The organism is Dysgonomonas hofstadii (assembly GCF_014196915.1).
Lineage (GTDB): Bacteria > Bacteroidota > Bacteroidia > Bacteroidales > Dysgonomonadaceae > Dysgonomonas > Dysgonomonas hofstadii.
On record NZ_JACIEP010000002.1, the window covers coordinates 132,308 to 151,848 of the forward strand.

Sequence of the window (19,541 nt, forward strand, 5' to 3'; positions counted from 1 at the left end):
GCAGCACAAAATAGAATCGTTATAAACTATCGGCTTGTACTGGCTGTTTATAACTGATACATAATTAAAAGATATCATTATGAGCGATTTATTAGAAATGGAAGGAAAAATCGTAAACATGCTGAAAACAGTTTATGATCCCGAAATACCTGTCAACATATACGACCTCGGACTAATCTACGAAGTAGAAGTAGACGATGAAAAGAATGTTACTATCACAATGACATTAACAGCCCCGAACTGCCCGGCAGCAGATTTCATTCTGGAAGATGTACGTTACAAGGTAGAAACAATTCCCGGAGTGAATAATGTGATTGTCAACCTCACATTCGAGCCCCAATGGACAAAAGAAATGCTGAGTGAGGAAGCAAAGCTTGAATTAGGATTCCTTTAAATAAAGTGGCGGTGGCGAAAAAAGTTTACTTTTTATCGGATGTACATTTAGGATCGTTCCTTCATAACAAGAATAAAGATGAAGGTAAATTTCAGCAAATGACTTTGCCTGCGGTAAAGGCATATAATAGCAAAACTCCCCAACATGATATAGAACGGAAATTGTGCCGCTGGCTCGATATGGCAAAGCAAGACGCCGAAGCCATTTACCTGCTCGGAGATATTTTCGATTACTGGTTCGAATATAAGAATGTAGTTCCCCGTGGCTTTGTCCGGGTATTGGGCAAAATTGCCGAATTGACCGATGCAGGAATCGAAGTTCACTTCTTTATAGGAAACCATGATATCTGGGTAACCGATTACCTGCAAAAAGAATGTGGAATGATCGTACACCTCAATCCATTGGTACGTGATATACACGGAAAGAAATTCTTTCTCGCACACGGTGACGGACTGGGAGATAATTCTTTAACATTCAAAGTTTTGCGGGGAATATTCCACAGCAAGATTTGCCGTAAATTGTATGCATCTATCCACCCGCGATGGACAATGGGATTTGCCCAGTGGTGGTCGAACCATAACCGTACGGTACATGTTACGCCCGAATATTTCGGGGAAGACGAGGAACATCTTGTCCTTTTTGCGAAGAAACAATTACGACTAGCGCCTAATATCAACTTCTTTATTTTTGGGCACCGGCATATCATGCTCGACCTGATGTTATCGGCCAGTAGCAGGATCTCTATTTTGGGTGACTGGATCGAATACTTCTCATACGGAGTTTTTGATGGTGAAAGATTTTCACTGGAAATATTCGAAGAATAAAAAAGAGGCTGTCCCAAAAGTAAGATTACACTATCAAAGTGTTACTTTCTTTTGTCATTCTGAGTGTAACGAAGAATCTCAACTCTCAAAAGAAGATCCTTCACTCCGTTCAGGATGACAGAAAGAAATCAAAAATTACTTTTGGGACAGCCCCTTTTCTTTATCTGTTTATTTTTTCTTAGAACCTGACTCCGTAACCCAGAGTAAAATAGGCCGGATCTTTTCCTTCTCTGAACGTATATTTAAATTCAAAATTCAAATATCCGTTGCTTGTAAGTTCATATTGGGCTCCAGCACCAATATTAAATCCGAAATCTGTCCAGCTATCACTGTTTCCGTTATCAGACCAACGGTTATTCAACATCGCTCCTCCAACAAATGGGTAAAGAGAGAATCCACCCTCTATAGGAAACACATAATGAACGTTTACATCTACATCCAAGCCCGTTGTATTATTGTTAGGAAACAAGACCGATACGCCTGGTGCCAAACGGATATTTTCAGTTAATGAATAACGGCCTTCCACTCCTATCAGAAAACGTTCACCTTCTGTTTGATAACCCATTTTAGGCATAATAACTTTTTCTCCGGTTTGTGCATGTAACCCTAAAGACAGTGTAGCTAATACGATAGCTATAAATACTTTTTTCATCTTAAAATGTTTTTATGTAAATATTATTGTGGTTTCTGTTAGCGTCTTTTTATTCTAGAACAACAAAGATACTATAAAGTTCAATAAAAGTTAAAACCATCTTGAGATTCCATCAGTATATTTATGTCTATACAGGCCTATATCCGGGGTTTAAAGTTGCATTTTTTTCAGAGTTCTTTATCTATATGGAAAATTTAAAAATCGATGTTCAGAAATTTAAAAATTACACTTTGCGGCTTAGCGATTTTGTTGATTGAAAGTTGTAACCTTTGTCAGGTTTTAGTTAAAAAGCTAATAGCCATTGGCTAATAGCTAATAGCTAAAAATGCGTCAACTTTGTCAACTTTTGATCTTTTTGGCCTCGTTTGAAATTACTTATATCTATCTTTGCACCAGGTTAATTAGTAAGGTTATCGTTATGAAAATGGTAAAAGGTATCTTTATCATTCTTCTGTTTTATTTCTTAGGTGAAGCCATCAGCTACTTTATCAATGGGTTTGTGCCCGGAAATATCCTCGGAATGATATTATTGTTCCTCAGTCTTTATTTTAAAATTTTCGATGCTGACAGAGTAAAAGATGTTGCCAATGCATTCACCCGCAATATGGCTATATTTTTCATCCCTGCGGGAGCAGGCCTGTTGGGCTCATACGGAATCATCAGCAAATTCTGGATGTCGATACTTATCATCTGTTCGGTCAGCACGGTTCTTGTTATTGCGGTAGTGGCTATTATTCAACAGAAAATGGAGGGGAGGCAACACAAATGAAAGCTCTTTTCGAATCTACTGAATTTACACTTCTCCTTGTTTTCGGAAGCTATCTGTTCGGACAATGGGTGTTTAAGAAAACCCGGATAGGGCTTCTTCATCCGTTGATCATTTCCATCGCCATCATAATAGCTTTTCTGAAAATATCAGGGATCAGTTACGAAACATTCGAATACGGCAGCCGGTTTGTAAGCTTTATGCTGGGCCCTTCGGTAGTCGCTCTCGGATATGTATTGTATGAGCAAATGGAATATCTGAAAGGAAATGTCATATCTATCCTCACTTCTATATTTATAGGTAGCGTGGTAGGGATAATCAGCGTGATCATATTAGCGAAGATCACAGGAGCCGATCAGATTATCATCCACAGTCTGGAACCTAAATCCGTCACAACACCTATAGCAATGAGTATTGCTCAGCAATCGGGAGGAAACGTTTCTCTGACGGCTGTCATTGTCCTGTTTTGCGGTATATTCGGCAGTATCGTAGGGCCACCGATCCTTCGCCTGCTCGGCATACAGAGCAGTGTGGCCAAAGGTCTGGCCATGGGAGCATCTGCCCACGGCGTAGGCACAGCAAAGGCTATGGAAATGGGTGTCATCGAGGGGGCGCTTAGCGGCCTGGCTATAGGATTAATGGGAGTGATGACGGCACTTTTGATACCAATTGTTCACCGGCTATTATCTTAAACAGAATCCTGCTCCGGTAACGGAAGTTGAAGCACATCTGATTCTTCCTTTAGTTGTTTCTTCTCCAGATAATGAGCGAGAATAATTTCGGCGACAGGGATCAGAAGGCCAATCAGGAAAATGAGGTAGATTTGCATTTTCAATCCGCCGAATATATTCCGGATATGTTTTTCGACCACGCTGTTCAATACTCCGTCATTTAGTATATTATTGATCTTCACATCCAGCATTTCCTGCGTCAGATCCTTGTCCATGAGCAGTTGTTCCCCTACTTTCTCGGCTAGTTGAGACACAACCTTTTCTTTTATAAAATCGGTCTGTATCAGCATTGCCGAAACTTTTGAGCCTATATCTGTTTCAGTTGATTTTATATAATCACTCAGTGTTTTTGCAGCGACATCGGCTGTTTTAGTTAGAGCTTCGCGTCCCGTTAAATCCAGATAACGTGCTTCTACAACGGCCTCTATTTCATCTTTAAGGTATTCGTTAAAAGCCGCATTAGCACTACCCAGATAAGCCGGTATATTATTAACCAACTGTGTCTGGCAATTATGTATTGCAAACCATTGAGTAAAGCAGAACGCCCCGAATAACAGGAAAAAGGCCATATAGATATATGAAAGATATTTAAGGCTCCAATGCCGGCGGTTGACCAGTATCTTCTTCCTTAAAACAAGTTCTAAAACAAGAAACAGGAAAAAACCTATGAGTCCGCCAATAATAGCCCATGCTATTATCCAAACAGGATTTATATAATCTGTAAGTGTGTTCCAATAGCGGAATATATCCCCGAATGAAAAGTTAAAGTCCATGGTATTATGTGTGTTTTATTAGTGTTGTTATCACAAAGATAAATCTTTATCTATACTATAAAATATAAATTATAACAAAAGTGATCTTTGATGTGGAAAACAAAAGTAGAAAGAACAGACAAGTTTTAATTTTCAACTTGTACCTCGTCAACTGAAAAATCTGTCAGAAGTGTTAGGTTTTAACAAAACAAGTTTCTCGCAAAGACGCAGAGACGCAAAGAATAAAATTGTTAACTGATCGCTGTTGACTGTTAACTGAATAATCTGTCAGGTTTGTCAGGTTTTACATCGGATCGACATCGTAGTGTAACAGAAGAGACTTATAATCAGGGTTTTTAAACACAGTTTGCTGATGCAGATAGATAGCCTCCCGTACTTTTTGTATCGAAGCATTATTCTCTATCTTGAGCAGAATATTGCGTATATACAAGGATTGCACGCGCGATACCGGCGGCTTGCCAGGGCCAAGTATGCGGCTTCCAAAAGACAGTTTGAGAGCCTGTGCCAGATCCTTTGCTGCATGATCTACTGTGTTTTCATCCCTACCCCTGAGGACAATAGAAATAAGCCTGTAAAAGGGTGGATAATGAAATACCTTGCGTTCCTCTGTCTGGACTTTGTAGAATGATTCGTAATCGTTTTGCTTAACGAAATTAATAATAGGATGCGCAGGATGTGCCGTTTGCAGCATAACCAGTCCTTGTTTATTTCTTCGTCCTGCACGGCCACTCACTTGTGTTATAAGCTGATAAGCTTTTTCATAAGCCCTGAAATCGGGATAATTTAACAGGTTATCAGCATTGAGGATGCCAACGACAGAGACATTTTCAAAGTCGAGCCCTTTGGATACCATCTGCGTGCCAACCAGTATATTGGTCTTGTTTTCCTCAAAATCGGTGATGATCTTTTCATACGACCGTTTACCACGGGTAGTATCGAGATCCATGCGAACAATGGATGCTTCGGGAAAAGCCTCTCTGACCTCTTCTTCTATGCGTTCGGTACCATACCCCAATATGTCGAGGGTAGGTGTTTTACATTCGGGACATTCCGCAGGGACAGGATAAACAGCCCCGCAATAGTGACAGACCATCATGCGCTGCCCTTTGTGATAAGTAAGACTTACGTCACAATTGTTACAATGAGGTGTCCACGAGCAGTTCTTACATTCAAGCATGGATGCGAATCCTCTCCTGTTCTGGAAAAGAATGATCTGCTCTTTTTCCTCAAGGGCAACTTTCATCCGATTGGCGAGCGGGGGAGAGATGATAGACTTCATCTGCTTTGTACGCCTGAGTTCTTTAGTATTAATGACAGCTATTTCGGGAAGTTCAATATCTTCGTGCCTCTTCGTCAGCCGGACAAGTCCGTACCGGCCTTCAAGAGCATTATAATATGTTTCTATGGCCGGAGTAGCCGTACCCAAAAGCACCTTAGCCGTATGCATATCCGCCAGCATAATAGAAGCGTTACGGGCATTGTAGCGGGGGGCGGGCTCCTGCTGCTTGTATGAACCTTCGTGCTCTTCGTCCACAATAACCAATCCCAGATTCCGGAATGGCAGGAATACAGCGGAACGCGCACCTAAAACGACCTGGATATTTTTATCTTTTAAGAGGTTAGTCCACGTTTCAGCCCGTTCGTTATCGTTGAACTTCGAATGATAGACTACCAGTTTGTTACCAAATACTGCTTTCAAACGATTGGTGATCTGTGTGGTCAGGGCTATCTCGGGTAGAAGATAAAGCACTTGCTTACCTCTGGCAATAGCATCTTTGATGAGTTGAATATATATCTCGGTCTTTCCGCTCGATGTTACTCCATGAAGTAAAGCGATATCCTTTTCCTTGAAGGATTCTATGATCTCTTTGTAGGCCTTTTGCTGATAGGGATTGAGTTCTTTGGCTGCATCGAAATCGGATTCTCCGTAGTTGAAACGACTTATTTCGAAGTCATACGCTTCGAGGATATCTTTCTCTATCAGCCCGCTCAGTACAGCTTGCGAAACGTTAGCTTCATCAAGCAGTTTCTTCTTTAAAACAGGGCTGGGTCCCGTTTGCAGACCGAGGAAGACCGTAAGCAAATGTTGTTGTTTCTTGGCTTTGGCAAGGCCATCCAATATTTCGCAGAGCCGTTCTTCCGTAAAATCCTGAGCCAGCCGAACCGCCTGCTGTGTTTTGGCAGAGTAAGCATTATATATATCTTCACTTATAAAGGCAGCCTGTTTATCAACCAGTGATTTTACAACAGGTATGGCATTCGGTATCTGTACCAGTTTCTCTATTTCGGATATTGACAATGCTTTGTCAGGGCTCAATTGGTAGAAGACCTTCCGCTCGTTGGGAGTAAATGGTTCTTTTCCTTCAAGATCAGGATTAAGCAGGACATGCGTTTCGCTTTCCAGCTTTAAAGCCGATGGTAAAGCTGCCCTGTACACGTCTCCCAATGAGCACATATAATAAAATGATATCCACTCCCAAAACCGGAGTTGATCAGCTGTTACAATAGGATAGTCTTCGAGGCTGGTTACAATTTCTTTTACGACCTGCAGCTTCTCTTCGGCTTCATACTTGCGGAATACAATAGCCGTATAGAATTTTTTCTTGCCGAATTGCACAATAACCCTACTTCCCTCATGCACAGATCTACTGATATCATAAGGGACGGAATAGGTATAAAGGCCTTGTAATGGTAGAGGTAAGACAACGTCGGCGTATAAAACCATTAATTAGAATAAATATGCAAGACTAACAGTCCATGTTTGTCTATCTACCTTACGGAAATCTTTAGCGGCTTCCTGATCATAAGTATCTGAGAATTTGTAGCGGTATTGCATACCTAATTCGAGATGATTCAGCAGACTTACACCTAATCCGGTATCCAGACCTGTCTGGAATCCTTTTTGGTCATATTTGGTTCCGTCAGTCAGTGTCAGTTCGCCACCTCCCACTTTTACATTACCGAAAACTCCGGCTTTAACATATATTCCGGCAACTCCGAATATGGAGAAACTCTTACGAAGCATAATAGGCACAGTCAGATAATTGAGGTTCGAGATATCTCCCTGTCCGTTATCGTTAGATATTTTGTAACTCTTATTTCCATATTGCAGACCCGATTCTACACCAAATCCGGTAAGTGGAACATTGATCTGGAGTACGCCTCCTATCTGAAAGCCTACACGGTTTTTAACGCTGAATATATCGGAATTTATTTTGTGGTCGGACACGTCGACTCCTGCTTTCAAACCATATCTTATCAGCTGGGCGTTCGAAACATTTATATTTGATATAAAAAGGAAAAATAGCAGGCTTAATGTTAAAGGAAGTTTTGTTTTCATAATGATTATTTTATTAAATTATCTATAGCAATATAACAATAAGGAAAGCTTTTGGTTTTGAAGTCTGAAGAAATCAAAGAAAATATTTCTTATTTGTAGCACAGCCGGGAATCGAACCCGAATCTAAAGTTTAGGAAACTTCTATTCTATCCATTGAACTACTGCGCCATGATTTGTGAACCACCAAGGTGTTCTCTAAATCCAATGCAAAAATAAAAGAAATTCTGACATATGGCAAATAGATTTCATATTTAATCAAATTGTGTTAAATGAAAGGGCACTTTTATCTAATTAGTGATATTACCAATTGCGCTGTGTATCAAAAACTACTATCTTTGCCTAAACTTAAAAAAACTGTCAGTAACAGTATGTTTCAGATCAAAGATACGATAATCGCATCAGATATAATAGAGGAAAATTTCCTGTGCGACTTATCGGCATGCAAGGGAGAATGTTGTGTAGAAGGAGATTCGGGAGCTCCCCTCGAAGATGAGGAAGTTGAAATAATAAAAAACCTGCTGCCTCAGGTTTGGAACGATCTGTCTCCCGCTGCTCAGGAAATAATCAAAGAACAAGGTGTGGCTTACGAGGATGGTGACGGCGATATGGTTACTTCCATTGTGAATGGAAAGGACTGTGTTTTTACGTATTACGATGAGAACGGGATATGCAAATGCGCCATTGAAAAGGCTTATCGTGAAGGGAAAGTAGATTTTTACAAACCGATCTCCTGTCATTTATACCCTATCCGCCTGCAAAAATATAAAGAATTTACAGCCGTTAATTATCATAGATGGCGGGTCTGCAAAGCAGCGGTCGAATTAGGAAACAAGAACGGATTGAAAATATACCAATTCCTGAAAGAACCATTAGTAAGGTGTTTTGGTGAAGATTGGTACAATGAACTCTCTCTCGTGGCTGAAGAATATACTAAAAGTAAGGAAGGCAAAAAATAATAAAACTGAAAACCGAATGCACCCACTCGCACAGTTTAAATACTGTCCAAAATGCGGTTCGAACCGCTTTGTTGAAAATAATTTCAAATCAAAAAGATGTGAGAATTGTGGTTTTGTCTACTACTTCAACTCATGTTCATCTACAATCGCCCTTATCATAAATGAGAAGAATGAGTTGCTTGTTGCCACACGGGCGCACGAGCCGGTAAAAGGTACACTTGACCTGCCCGGAGGATTTGTCGATATGAACGAAACAGGGGAAGAAGCTGTTATACGGGAGGTAAAAGAAGAAACAGGGCTGAATGTGGAAGATGTGAAATATCTGTTCTCTATACCAAATATCTATGTGTATTCAGGATTCGAAGTACAGACGCTCGACCTGGTTTATCTGTGTAAAGTATCCGACACTAAGGTATTGAAAGCAGAAGACGATGTGGCAAACCTCGAATTTATTAAGATAACGGAACTTAAATCCGAACTATTCGGTTTACTATCAGTAAAAGAAGTCGTAAAGAAAATACAAAAAATGAAAATATGAAAAAACTACTTGTAGCTGTAGGAATTATACTATGCTTGCCATCTGTACATGCTCAGAAATCGGCATACACAGAATCGCCGGGCAGACTTTTCTCGCAAGGGAAAGAAATGTACCTGAACGATAATTACACGGGAGCTATCCATAGTCTCGAAGAATTCAAAGCTAAGTCGAAAGATTCCAAATCCATTCAGGAAGCCGATTATATAATACTGAGTTCGATGTATTATATAGGAACGCCTGAAATAACAAACAACCTGAAGGATTACCTTGAAAAATATCCTGAAACATACCACCGTAACGAAATATGCTTCTATATAGGCTCATATCATTTCATTGAAAAAGACTGGAAAAAAGCATTATACTGGTTCAACCAGTCTGATATGGACTATCTTTCTGTGAAGGAACAAGAAGACTATGCGTACAGGACAGCCTATGCCAATCTGCAGGAAGGTAATAGGAACGATGCCAAGCGTCTGTTTGGTCTTTTGAGCCGTAACAGCAAAAAATATAACGAACCAGCATCTTATTATCTGGCGTATATCAGCTTTCAGGAAGGTGAATACTCCCAGGCAATCCCTATCTTCCGCAAGCTGAAAAGCAAAGGCGAATACAGGGAAACAGCCTCTTTCTTCCTGATGCAGAGTTCTTATCTCGATGGGGACCTGAATGGAACCATAAGCGAAGGACAGGATTACCTTTCTGCCTATCCAAACACAAAAAACGCAACGGAAGTCTACCGTTTGCTGGGGAACAGTTACTATCGTCTCGGCAATACATCTCAGGCCATCAGTAATTATGAGAGATATCTTGAAAACACAGAAACTCCGTTCCGTGACGATATGTATCAACTGGCAGAAGCTTATTACCGTACCAATGCTTATAGCAAAACAGTAAATGCATTGAAATATGTTGCCTCTACAGATGATTTGCTCGGACAGGCCGGATATATGTTGCTCGGACAATCTTACCTGAAAATAAACGACAGACCAAATGCCATAATGGCTTTTGATGCCGCCGCACGTTCATCTTTTGACAGAGGTATAAGCGAAGAAGCACTTTACAATTATGTAGTATTGATGAACAGCACAGGCGTATCTACTTTCGGAGAAGCCATCACAGCTGCGCAACGTTTCCTTACGGAATATCCGGATTCACAATACACAAACAATGTGAATGAAGCACTGGCAACGACATTGCTTTCAACAAAGAATTACAATACAGCCCTCTCGGCTATCAACAATATAAAGTCTCCGGGCAGACAAATACTGGATGCAAAACAGGTGATCCTGTTCCAGCTGGGAGTACAAGAGTATATCGATGGTAAATATGACGATGCTAACCGTGAACTGAATGCCGCCATCAATGTTGGCAATTATAATGCTGCCGCACGAAACGAAGCCTATCTGTGGCGTGGGGATATAGCCTACCGCAAAAGTGATTACCAGTCGGCATTACGCGATTTCACAACATATACATCACAGGTATCGCCTACACAGGAGAATTATCCTTTAGGGCTTTATAATCTTGCATACACCAACTATCAGTTAAAGAACTACAATAAAGCCCTGGCAGATTTCAAGAAATACGTCTCGGCAGAAAAGAACCGCCAGTCACAGAATTATCCGGATGCGCTGAACCGTATAGGAGATTGTTACCTGTATGAACGTAACTTTGCTCAGGCAGAAAGCTATTATTCACAGGCGATAAATGTAAATCCGGGGAATGCCGACTATTCGGAGTTCCAGAAAGCTTTTGTATTGGGGTTGCAACGTAACTACAACGGCAAGGTATCGGCCCTGAATGCCATGATGGTGAAATATCCGAATTCTCAATACTATGACGATGCATTGTATGAAAAGAGCCGTGCCCTGGTAATGATGGATAAAGAACAGGAAGCGATTCCGGTACTGGAAAAGTTGCTGAATGATCATCCTAAGTCTAACCTGGCTCAGAAAGCAGGCGTACAGCTTGGACAACTTTATTTCAATACGAATAACCCACAAAAATCGATAACCGCTTATAAACAGGTGGTAAATAACTACCCTAATTCGGAAGAAGCCCGCACAGCTATCCAAAGTCTCGAAGGTGTATACAAAGAGATCAACGATATAGGCTCTTATGCTTCTTATGTAAACTCGTTGGGTAAAGGAACCATCTTATCGGCCAGCCGCCAGGATTCCCTTACTTATCTGGCTGCCGAAAACGTATATATGAAAGGAAATAAAGCCGGATCGAAAACTGCATTCGACAAATATCTGCAAACATATCCTGCCGGAGTATTCGCCAGCGATGCACATTATTATCTGGGTAGTATGGCATATGATAACAAAGATATGTCAACAGCTCTGACTCATTTCAAAGAGGTCATTAACTCCAATAATCCTAAGTACATCGACAACGCCCTCATTCTGGCTTCGGGTATCGAGTTCGATAACAAGAACTACGAATCGGCTTATGCTGCTTACGAACACCTGAACCAGATAGCATCGAACAGCGAGAACCGCAATATAGCGCAACTGGGAATGTTACGTTGTGCATATCTGATGAAACAGGACAACAAAGTGGTAACTGCGGCGGGACTACTGCTGGAAGATACTAAGCTGACTGCCACGGTGGCTAACGAAGCCCGTTTCTACAGGGGACAATCCCTGAAGAATCTCGGACAATCCGATAAAGCGATCGCCGACCTGAAAGAAGTGGCAAAGAATACACGTACCGCATCGGGCGCCGAATCACAATACCTACTGGCTGACATCTACCTGAAAGCCAAAAACTATGACATGGCCGAAAAGCAGGTACAGTCGTTCATGAAAGAAGGCACTCCGCACGAATACTGGATGGCACGCGCAATCGTAGTGCTATCGGATGTATACGTCGCCAGAGGTGATAAGTTCCAGGCACGTCAATACCTTGAGAGCCTGCAGGCTAATTATAAAGGACAGGAAACTGATCTGGCTGAAATGATTTCAAGCCGTCTGGCTGCACTGAAATAACCAATAACTTATGTACAAACAGGAAAAAAGCAAGAGAATGAAAACATTATATAAGTCAATTTTTGTCATAGGACTGGGTATTATCAGCTTGACTGCCACAGCCCAAACTACTAGAAAAGATTCAACACTTACCCGTCAGGTCCTGTTGGAGCGCGATTACAATCCTACATTGCAGGAAGCCTCGAAGGTAAATACGATGCCGTCGATCTACACACCTACCGTTACAGCCAGGGATCTGGATTATGTAAGCTCTGCCCCACAACTTAGGTTGAGTAACAATCAGTTAGGCAGCGCCGAATCAGGAGATATAAAAACAAGCGTCGACTTCGACAAGAAGCGAGGCTACCTCAATCTCGGTGCCGGTTCTCACAAGAACATACAGGGAGCAGCCGGCTATCGCATCCTCAACTCGGCAACAGACCGGCTCGATATCTTTGCTACTCACAGTTCAACCAACGGAGAGGTAGACTATATCGACGGGGGTGAATATATTATGGACGATGTGAAGGCCAAGCATGCCGAGACCAATGTGAAACTGAAATATCAGCATATATTCGAACCTTCGATCCTTTCATTCGACGGATCGTTTTATAATACGTCATATAATTATTATGGCAATTCCTTTTTACCAGCAGCAACTTCAACCTTTCCATTCGATATAGACACCCGCCAGAATGTGAATGTAATCAACTTTGGCGCAGGATTAAGATCAAGTGATAATAATGATGGTGTATTGAAATACATGGCGAATATACGTTACCGCAACTTCAAAAGCAAACATGGAACATACAAAGACGACGATGGAGCAAAGGGTGGCCAGATAGATGCCGATGTGAATTTTTACACAGATTTCGGGTCGGATAAATCAATCGGTATTAAAGGGAACCTGATGAACCAGTCTTTCAGCGGTATCGATAAAGACAAACACATCGAAGATGCTTTCCACTCATTTACCAATATTACTGCTACTCCATATATAAAGTTTGAAGGAGGTAACTGGAACGCCGACCTGGGTGTAAATGTAAGCGGACTATTCGATGTAAAAACCAAGATGTTCGTTAGTCCGAACCTGAAAGCGGCGATCCACGTCAATGAAGTAAACACCTTCTACGGCGAAGTAACCGGAGGTGTGAACAATAATACTTTCCTCGACATCTTACAGGAAAACCGCTATGTGGCTCCATTGTCACGGGTGGAATATTCCAAAACGCTGTTTGACGCTAAGATCGGCTTCAAATCGGGAGTAGTGAGCGGTTTCGAATTCGACCTTTTTGCAGGATATAAGAAGACCGATAAAGATCATCTGTATATCGCCGATCCATCGGCTATGCCAGTTGTGGATATTTATACCTGGGCAAATGTGGGTACTCCTTTATATGCGAATATTGGTACAGGCCACATAGGAGGCTTACTCAAGACGAATCTTATTCCTTATACAGACCTGTCTCTTAAAGCCACTGCTTATTTCTACGATGTAAAATATACCGATGGATATGTATCTCTTATCGATAAAGACGACATATCGGAAAAGAAAGCCTGGGGACGTCCGTCTTTCACCGCCGAATTGAGAGCAGATGTAAAACCGGTAGACGAACTGACATTCACCATCAGCTATTTATATGGCGGTGGCCGTAAAGCATACAGGACTGATTATACATCGGGCAACTACGCTACTTTCAAAATGAAAGATATCAATGAACTGAATGTCAGAGCAGAATATCAGATCCTTGACTGGGTATCGGTTCATGCCAGCGCAAACAACCTGCTGTTCCAGAAGTATGAACTGCAATACGGTTACCCGCTACAGGGATTCAATTTCTTAGGTGGACTTAATTTCAGATTCTAACCGATGGACACCATTAAATGGGGAATAATAGGAGCCGGAGACGTTACTGAAAAGAAGAGCGGTCCGGCCCTTTACAAGATAGAACACTCGGAACTTATGGCTATAATGCGCCGTGATGAAGCCAAGGCAAAAGATTATGCCCAACGTCATAATGTTCCAAAGTATTATACCGACGCTGACGACCTGATCAATGATCCGGAGATCAACATGATCTATGTGGCTACCCCACCCTCTTCCCATAAAGAATATACTATCAAAGCGCTTCTGGCAGGTAAACCTGTCTATGTGGAAAAGCCGATGGCAATGGATTATGCCGAATGCCTCGAAATGGTTTCTGCTGCCGATAATGCTAAACAAAAGCTATTCGTCGCCTATTACCGCAGAGGATTACCCTATTTTCGGAAAGTCAAAGAACTCTTGGACAGTAACATCATTGGTAAAGTTCTATCCGTAGATGTAAAATATATCCGTCCCGCAAGTGAGGCCGACAAGGATGTTAATATTCAACCATGGCGGGTGAAAAAAGATATCGCGGGCGACGGCTACTTCTTCGATATGGCTCCGCACACACTCGACATTCTCGATTTCCTGTTAGGCGAAATAGAAGATGCCAAAGGTTACGCCTGTAATCTGGCAGGTTATTACCAGGTATCTGATACTGTATCCGCCATTATGAAATTCAAGTCGGGAGCAACAGGCACAGGTCTATGGTGTTTCGTTAGCCCCGAAGAAGCCAGACAAGATACTGTCACCATCATGGGAATGAATGGCAGTATTAAGTTCAACACCTTCTCGTTCCAGCCTATTGCAGTAGTATCAGGCCATCAGGTTTCTTATTACGAAACCGACCAACCCGAACATATCCAGCAACCATTGATACAAACAATTGTCGATGAACTAAGAGGCATCGACACCTGTCCCTCGACCGGAGTTTCAGGAGCAAGGACTTCCCGCATCATGGATATGATCACAGGAAGCCTATAATCTAGCGCAATCGCTTTCTTTCAAAGACCACTCTGGAACAGGCCCAGTATAGAACAATACTTATCAGGCATAAACCGGCGGCTATCAGATATAAGTCCTCGAAAGACATATAGCCTGTTATATATCCGCCGATCAGCATACCTAGTGCCAGTCCCAGATCGAAACCAATGAGGTATGTAGAATTGGCCGTTCCCCGCTGGCTGTTTTCGGCAAGGTTGATATAAAGCGTTTGAAGCGCCGGAAACATCATCCCGAAGCCAACACCGATAAACAGACCCGAAGCGCAGAAAGCATATATATTATGTACTAAAGCAAATATACCGAAAGCAATAGCGACAATAGCCATAGCCGCCACATTTACCTGATGGATCATTCCCCTGTCTACCAGTTTCCCGGCAAACACACGGGAAGCCATAATTCCCCCTGCCCAGAAAAGAAAGAAAATACCCGCATTGGGAATTCCTATCTCTTTACCATATTGGGCCACAAAAGGGCCTATTGTCCCCCATGCAAAACACGGAAGAAGCTGATTCAGAAATATCGGCCATCCTTTAAGTAAGAAAAAACGGTCTAATGATATTTTTTGCGATTGTTCTACTTTCGGGCGTTCGGGCGCTTTAATAAGAGCCACCGTAATTATACCCAATGTTCCCATACCGATAGCACACCAAAGCAGTGGATCGAATCCCCACGTATTATATATATGAATAGCCACAAAAGGCCCTATGGCCATAGCCACATTCATAAATGTGCCGTAATATCCGATTCCTTCGGCACGGCGCTCAGATGGAACAACATCGATAGCCAATGTACTGGAAGAAACAGTCGACAATCCCCAGGTTATGCCATGCAGAAAACGAACAATTACAAAGATCAAAATCGTACTTGCCCAGAAATAGCCAAAAAAGATGAGCACATAGCATGAAAACGCAATAAGTAATATTTTTTTTCGTGAATATAAATCCACCATATAGCCGGAAAACGGGCGGACAAACATCAATGCAATAGCATAAGACGCCAGAACAATACCTGTTTTGGATTGCGCCACCCCCATTTGCTCCGTTATATATAGCGGTATCGACGGCATAAGCAGATTGAATGAGCATGCCATCAGAAAGTTTGCAATACAAACATTCAGATAACTCAACGACCATAATTTCGGCTTTACTGTTTCCATTATTTTAAATATTCACTAATTATTTATACAAATCAGTAGATGGATTTAATCGTTCGTTTTTTTGTGCTACGCGCAATCGAAGATTGCTTGTGTTCCTTTTGGCTAAATCCCCAAAAGGAACCAAAAACGCTTTGGTGGCTCATCCTTCGTGCGACCCGTTACAGGCTCACGGGCTAAATGGAAAGATTGTCCTGCGGACGCTTTCCATTTCACGCCCCTTTCGCCTGACGGGTGCCCCCCACTACGGCTTAATGCCACCGGGCGAAGCCACCAAGGCAGGGTAATCTTTGTCGTCGCATTGCGACTCCGGCATCATGTCCGCAACAGGGGTACCCACCCTGCGAAAGTGGCGTGAAACCAAATTCTGTTTGAGCCGAAGGCGAGTTTATTTGGTTTAGCCGCTGAGCAGATGGTGGGTCTGTGAGGACTGCAGCCTTGATTTTTTGTAACTTTTTTATCAAGAAAAAAGTTGAAGAAAAACGAACGATTATTTATTACAATCATAATAACTTCAACTACTGATTGGCATGAATTATTAAAAAGAACGTTGTTAAAAAGCCAGCACCCTGACAACTGCGGCAAATATAATAAACAGCATGTAGCACACCGGGATGAACAATATCCCAGCCAGTGACCAGTTGCGCGCATTGTTGGAGGCACGGGTAGCTCCGGCAAAATCTTTTGAATAGTAGAGAGACTCGACTTTCGATGCGAAGAAGATACCTACAACACTCACCGGTGAACAGCAAAATATGGATAGCAGGATAGATTCCAGCAACCAGTTCTTGGGCATGGGTACAACATTGTTCCACTTACTATCTTCGTTTCTGTAGGCAGAGCCGGGTGTGTATGACGACGGCTGTGTGTTATGCCTGATATCTAAAGGCTGCCTGACCGGCTCTGTCTTCTCCTGGGGTAGAGGGATCCTGCTGTTGAACAGAAAAGCCAGTTCTTCAACACTGTCGGCTCTTTTCCAGTCGGGCATTCCCGACCGCCAGACCATTGTTTCGGGGCGTATGTTTTTACCTTGCAACTCATCCAGAGGAAAGGGCCCCTGTTGTTGCCTGGTCACATCATCTATATAGTAGTATTTAATCATCCGTGTTTCGGGCAGTTCGTGTTATTTAAACATCTTGTCGATGCCGACAGGTGGCGTGTCATTTGTGTCGTCCGCGTCGTCCGCCTTATCGCAGACTCCATATCCTTTTACGACAGGGAAATGTTCAGTCTGGCTGTATCCGAGGGTCTTGTCTGCGAATACTTTTTTATAGAATAGTCCTACGATAGGGAGAGCCGAACTGGCACCTTGTCCGTTGGCCATGCTGTCGAAGTGTATGGTGCCTTCATCGCCGCCTACCCAGCATCCGGCCGAAAGGCTCGGAGTGAATCCCATAAACCATCCGTCGGTATTGTCGTTGGTCGTTCCTGTCTTGCCACCCATCGGTGCGGTTATGCCATAGCGCCTGATGCGGCTACCTGTTCCTCCGTTAACCACGCCTTGCAGCATATCTATCATTTTTACATACGATGCTTCACTGAATACTTCCCGTAACTGAGGAGTAAAGTTGGCGATGATATTTCCATATTGGTCTTCTATATGTGTTACATATATAGGACTTACACGTACACCTTTGTTGGCGAAAGAAGTATAGGCTGAAGCCATCTCCGCTACTGTGACTTCGGGAGTTCCCAGTGACATGGAAACTACCGGGTCTATGCGTCCTGTAAGACCGAACGAGTACAGCATCCGTACAAACGTGTAAGGCGAAGTCCTGCTCATCAGGTAAGCAGTGACCATATTATCAGAGTTTTGTAATCCCCATCTTATAGTGACCGTTTCCCCGACTTTAGATGCTTTCAGTCCCCGTGGGGTCCATTCTTTGCCGTTTTCGGTAATCAGTGTTTGTTGTGCATAGACCATTTCGTCGCAAGGAGTCATGCCTTCCTCCATAGCCAGTGTATAGAGGTATGGTTTAATGGTGGAACCTACCTGACGACGCCCCATATTCACCATGTCGTATTGGAAAAATCCGTAATCGATACCGCCTACATAGGCTTTCACATAGCCATTGTGGGTGTCCATAGCCATGAAACCCGAGCGGAGGAATGATTTGTGATAGCGGATAGAATCGAGCGGTGTCATTATCGTATCGGTTTCTCCCCGCCACGAAAAGACTTTCATTTCTATCGGTTTCTTAAATGCCTTTTCTATCTCGTTTTCCGATATTCCGGCCTTTTTCATTGCCTTGTACCTGTCGGAGTTTTTCATGGCACGGGCGAGTCTTTCATCTACTTTATTTCGTTCCGAGTAAGCATAAGGGGCATAGGCACGTCCTTTCTTCTCTTTATCGAATTTAGGTTGCAGGTCTTTGCTCAGATGTTCGGTCATCGCTTCTTCGGCATATTGTTGCATACGGGAATCTACTGTCGCGTATATTTTAAGGCCGTCGGTAGACAGATTGTAATTCGAACCATCAGACTTTTGGTTTTTGTTACACCATCCATACAACGGATTTGTCTCCCAGTTGAGCGAATCCAGTGAGAATTGTTGCATCTGCCAGTCTGCATAATTAGATCTGTCCGGTTTTTTTGCGCTCATTGTGATACGCAGGTATTCGCGGAAATAAGGAGCAAGGCCATCTTTATGGTCAACTCTTTTGAAATCTAATTTCAGAGGGATAGCTTTTAATGAGTCGTATTTTTGTTGAGTAATGTAGCCGTGGTTTTGCATCTGCTTCATCACCACATTACGTCTTTCTTCTGTTCTTTTGGCGTATCTCTTAGGATTGTAATATGAAGGGTTCATACACATTCCGATAAGTGTAGCGGATTCCTCTATAGTTAATTCTTTAGGCGTTTTATTGAAATAGACCTGTGCCGCCGATTGTATTCCCACGGCATTGTACAGGAAGTCGAACTGGTTGAGATAGAGGTTTATAATCTCTTCTTTTGTATAATACCGCTCTAGTTTTACGGCGATAACCCACTCGATGGGCTTTTGTAAAGCACGCTCTATAAAACTGTTAGAACGTGGCGAGTAGAGCTGTTTAGCTAATTGTTGCGATATAGTACTTCCTCCCCCCGCACTTCTGTCGAAAAGTAGTATCCTTTTGAATACAGCGCGTCCCAATGCGTATGCGTCTATTCCCGAATGGGAATAATAACGCGCATCTTCGTTGGCCACAAGCGCTTGTGTAAGGTAAGGCGACAAATCATCGTAGTCGGAATAGATGCGGTTGTTTTTTGCCTGGGAATATGTGCCAAGCATAGTTCCGTCGGAAGAATATACCTGCGAAGCATATTTATCGATCGGATTCTCAAGGTCTTCGATCGGAGGCATATAACCAATCAACCCTAAACTGATAAGGGTAAAAATAAGGATAACCAGTGCTATTAGCGAACCGAAAGCAATCCATAATCCTTTGACCGCTTTTTTCGGATTTATTTTGCTGAAAAAACCTTTCTTCTTTGACTTCTTTTTCGTTTCCTTTTCCATATGGTGTAAAAAGTGTGCGCTGCAAATTTAAGCAAAACGTTTCAATAATGTAGATAAAAAAACTTAAATGC

General features: G+C 42.4%; 17 protein-coding genes and 1 tRNA gene. 9 read left to right on the forward strand and 9 right to left on the reverse strand.

Annotation, left to right across the window (positions count from 1 at the left end):
* Window positions 1–79: 79 nt before the first annotated feature.
* Window positions 80–394 (forward strand): metal-sulfur cluster assembly factor, encoded by a 315-nt coding sequence (locus GGR21_RS02540; RefSeq protein ID WP_183305607.1) that lies wholly within the window; start codon window positions 80–82, stop codon window positions 392–394.
* Window positions 395–405: 11 nt separating this feature from the next.
* Complete coding sequence (locus GGR21_RS02545) at window positions 406–1,218, forward strand: UDP-2,3-diacylglucosamine diphosphatase (RefSeq protein ID WP_183305608.1); 813 nt, start codon at window positions 406–408, stop codon at window positions 1,216–1,218.
* Between the two features lie 178 nt (window positions 1,219–1,396).
* Here the strand turns inward: GGR21_RS02545 and GGR21_RS02550 are convergent, their stop codons facing one another.
* Complete coding sequence (locus GGR21_RS02550) at window positions 1,397–1,870, reverse strand: porin family protein (protein ID WP_183305609.1); 474 nt, start codon at window positions 1,868–1,870, stop codon at window positions 1,397–1,399.
* Between the two features lie 418 nt (window positions 1,871–2,288).
* Here GGR21_RS02550 and GGR21_RS02555 point away from each other — a divergent pair, with 418 nt between their 5' ends.
* Both GGR21_RS02555 and GGR21_RS02560 read left to right on the forward strand, forming a co-directional pair.
* Window positions 2,289–2,639: a CidA/LrgA family protein gene (locus GGR21_RS02555; RefSeq protein WP_394353465.1), complete on the forward strand. Its 351-nt coding sequence runs from the start codon at window positions 2,289–2,291 to the stop codon at window positions 2,637–2,639.
* Complete coding sequence (locus GGR21_RS02560; RefSeq protein ID WP_183305610.1) at window positions 2,636–3,328, forward strand: LrgB family protein; 693 nt, start codon at window positions 2,636–2,638, stop codon at window positions 3,326–3,328. Before GGR21_RS02555 ends, GGR21_RS02560 begins: the two co-directional genes overlap by 4 nt.
* Here the strand turns inward: GGR21_RS02560 and GGR21_RS02565 are convergent.
* From GGR21_RS02565 to GGR21_RS02580, 4 genes are all read right to left on the reverse strand, one after another.
* A complete protein-coding gene (locus tag GGR21_RS02565) occupies window positions 3,325–4,140 on the reverse strand; it encodes a hypothetical protein (RefSeq protein ID WP_183305611.1) in 816 nt (271 codons plus the stop codon). The genes GGR21_RS02560 and GGR21_RS02565 overlap by 4 nt on opposite strands.
* A 283-nt stretch (window positions 4,141–4,423) precedes the next feature.
* Window positions 4,424–6,865, reverse strand: coding sequence for a replication restart helicase PriA (gene priA, locus GGR21_RS02570; RefSeq protein ID WP_183305612.1), 2,442 nt, complete (start codon window positions 6,863–6,865; stop codon window positions 4,424–4,426).
* Window positions 6,866–6,868: 3 nt separating this feature from the next.
* Window positions 6,869–7,480, reverse strand: coding sequence for a porin family protein (locus GGR21_RS02575; protein ID WP_183305613.1), 612 nt, complete (start codon window positions 7,478–7,480; stop codon window positions 6,869–6,871).
* 96 nt (window positions 7,481–7,576) lie between these two features.
* A tRNA-Arg gene (locus GGR21_RS02580) sits at window positions 7,577–7,648 on the reverse strand.
* Between the two features lie 200 nt (window positions 7,649–7,848).
* On the opposite strand from GGR21_RS02580, the gene GGR21_RS02585 reads away from it, so the two are divergent.
* From GGR21_RS02585 to GGR21_RS02605, 5 genes are read left to right on the forward strand one after another with little or no spacing between them, the layout of a single operon-like run.
* Window positions 7,849–8,436: a DUF3109 family protein gene (locus GGR21_RS02585; protein ID WP_183305614.1), complete on the forward strand. Its 588-nt coding sequence runs from the start codon at window positions 7,849–7,851 to the stop codon at window positions 8,434–8,436.
* Between the two features lie 16 nt (window positions 8,437–8,452).
* Window positions 8,453–8,974, forward strand: a complete 522-nt coding sequence (locus GGR21_RS02590; protein WP_183305615.1) for an NUDIX hydrolase — start codon at window positions 8,453–8,455, stop codon at window positions 8,972–8,974.
* Window positions 8,971–11,967, forward strand: a complete 2,997-nt coding sequence (locus tag GGR21_RS02595; protein WP_183305616.1) for a tetratricopeptide repeat protein — start codon at window positions 8,971–8,973, stop codon at window positions 11,965–11,967. The genes GGR21_RS02590 and GGR21_RS02595 overlap by 4 nt, the downstream gene beginning before the upstream one ends.
* 37 nt (window positions 11,968–12,004) lie before the next feature.
* Window positions 12,005–13,813 carry a TonB-dependent receptor gene (locus GGR21_RS02600; RefSeq protein WP_183305617.1) on the forward strand — a complete coding sequence of 603 codons (1,809 nt, stop codon included), beginning with the start codon at window positions 12,005–12,007 and terminating at the stop codon, window positions 13,811–13,813.
* A 3-nt stretch (window positions 13,814–13,816) separates the two neighbouring features.
* On the forward strand, window positions 13,817–14,797 hold the full coding sequence (locus GGR21_RS02605) for a Gfo/Idh/MocA family protein (RefSeq protein WP_183305618.1): 981 nt from the start codon (window positions 13,817–13,819) through the stop codon (window positions 14,795–14,797).
* 1 nt (window position 14,798) lies between these two features.
* Here GGR21_RS02605 and GGR21_RS02610 read toward each other — a convergent pair whose 3' ends face one another.
* The 4 genes from GGR21_RS02610 to GGR21_RS02625 all read right to left on the reverse strand — a co-directional run bounded on the left by GGR21_RS02610 (window position 14,799) and on the right by GGR21_RS02625 (window position 19,470).
* Entirely contained in the window at window positions 14,799–15,974 is a 1,176-nt protein-coding gene (locus GGR21_RS02610) for an MFS transporter (RefSeq protein WP_183305619.1), read from the reverse strand.
* A 102-nt stretch (window positions 15,975–16,076) separates the two neighbouring features.
* Window positions 16,077–16,232 carry a hypothetical protein gene (locus tag GGR21_RS02615; RefSeq protein WP_183305620.1) on the reverse strand — a complete coding sequence of 52 codons (156 nt, stop codon included), beginning with the start codon at window positions 16,230–16,232 and terminating at the stop codon, window positions 16,077–16,079.
* 292 nt (window positions 16,233–16,524) lie between these two features.
* On the reverse strand, window positions 16,525–17,073 hold the full coding sequence (locus tag GGR21_RS02620; protein WP_183305621.1) for a GYF domain-containing protein: 549 nt from the start codon (window positions 17,071–17,073) through the stop codon (window positions 16,525–16,527).
* A 21-nt stretch (window positions 17,074–17,094) separates the two neighbouring features.
* Window positions 17,095–19,470, reverse strand: a complete 2,376-nt coding sequence (locus tag GGR21_RS02625) for a transglycosylase domain-containing protein (protein WP_183305622.1) — start codon at window positions 19,468–19,470, stop codon at window positions 17,095–17,097.
* Window positions 19,471–19,541 lie beyond the last annotated feature (71 nt).

What these genes read in the sequence shown, in the direction of transcription:
- GGR21_RS02565 (WP_183305611.1), bottom strand. Translation starts at nt 4,140, where the DNA reads ATGGACTTTAACTTTTCATTCGGGGATATATTCCGCTATTGGAACACA.
- GGR21_RS02610 (WP_183305619.1), bottom strand. Translation starts at nt 15,974, where the DNA reads ATGGAAACAGTAAAGCCGAAATTATGGTCGTTGAGTTATCTGAATGTT.
- GGR21_RS02605 (WP_183305618.1), top strand. Translation starts at nt 13,817, where the DNA reads ATGGACACCATTAAATGGGGAATAATAGGAGCCGGAGACGTTACTGAA.
- GGR21_RS02600 (WP_183305617.1), top strand. Translation starts at nt 12,005, where the DNA reads ATGAAAACATTATATAAGTCAATTTTTGTCATAGGACTGGGTATTATC.
- GGR21_RS02540 (WP_183305607.1), top strand. Translation starts at nt 80, where the DNA reads ATGAGCGATTTATTAGAAATGGAAGGAAAAATCGTAAACATGCTGAAA.
- GGR21_RS02595 (WP_183305616.1), top strand. Translation starts at nt 8,971, where the DNA reads ATGAAAAAACTACTTGTAGCTGTAGGAATTATACTATGCTTGCCATCT.
- GGR21_RS02590 (WP_183305615.1), top strand. Translation starts at nt 8,453, where the DNA reads ATGCACCCACTCGCACAGTTTAAATACTGTCCAAAATGCGGTTCGAAC.
- GGR21_RS02550 (WP_183305609.1), bottom strand. Translation starts at nt 1,870, where the DNA reads ATGAAAAAAGTATTTATAGCTATCGTATTAGCTACACTGTCTTTAGGG.
- GGR21_RS02575 (WP_183305613.1), bottom strand. Translation starts at nt 7,480, where the DNA reads ATGAAAACAAAACTTCCTTTAACATTAAGCCTGCTATTTTTCCTTTTT.
- GGR21_RS02555 (WP_394353465.1), top strand. Translation starts at nt 2,289, where the DNA reads ATGAAAATGGTAAAAGGTATCTTTATCATTCTTCTGTTTTATTTCTTA.
- GGR21_RS02585 (WP_183305614.1), top strand. Translation starts at nt 7,849, where the DNA reads ATGTTTCAGATCAAAGATACGATAATCGCATCAGATATAATAGAGGAA.
- GGR21_RS02560 (WP_183305610.1), top strand. Translation starts at nt 2,636, where the DNA reads ATGAAAGCTCTTTTCGAATCTACTGAATTTACACTTCTCCTTGTTTTC.
- GGR21_RS02625 (WP_183305622.1), bottom strand. Translation starts at nt 19,470, where the DNA reads ATGGAAAAGGAAACGAAAAAGAAGTCAAAGAAGAAAGGTTTTTTCAGC.
- GGR21_RS02620 (WP_183305621.1), bottom strand. Translation starts at nt 17,073, where the DNA reads ATGATTAAATACTACTATATAGATGATGTGACCAGGCAACAACAGGGG.
- priA (WP_183305612.1), bottom strand. Translation starts at nt 6,865, where the DNA reads ATGGTTTTATACGCCGACGTTGTCTTACCTCTACCATTACAAGGCCTT.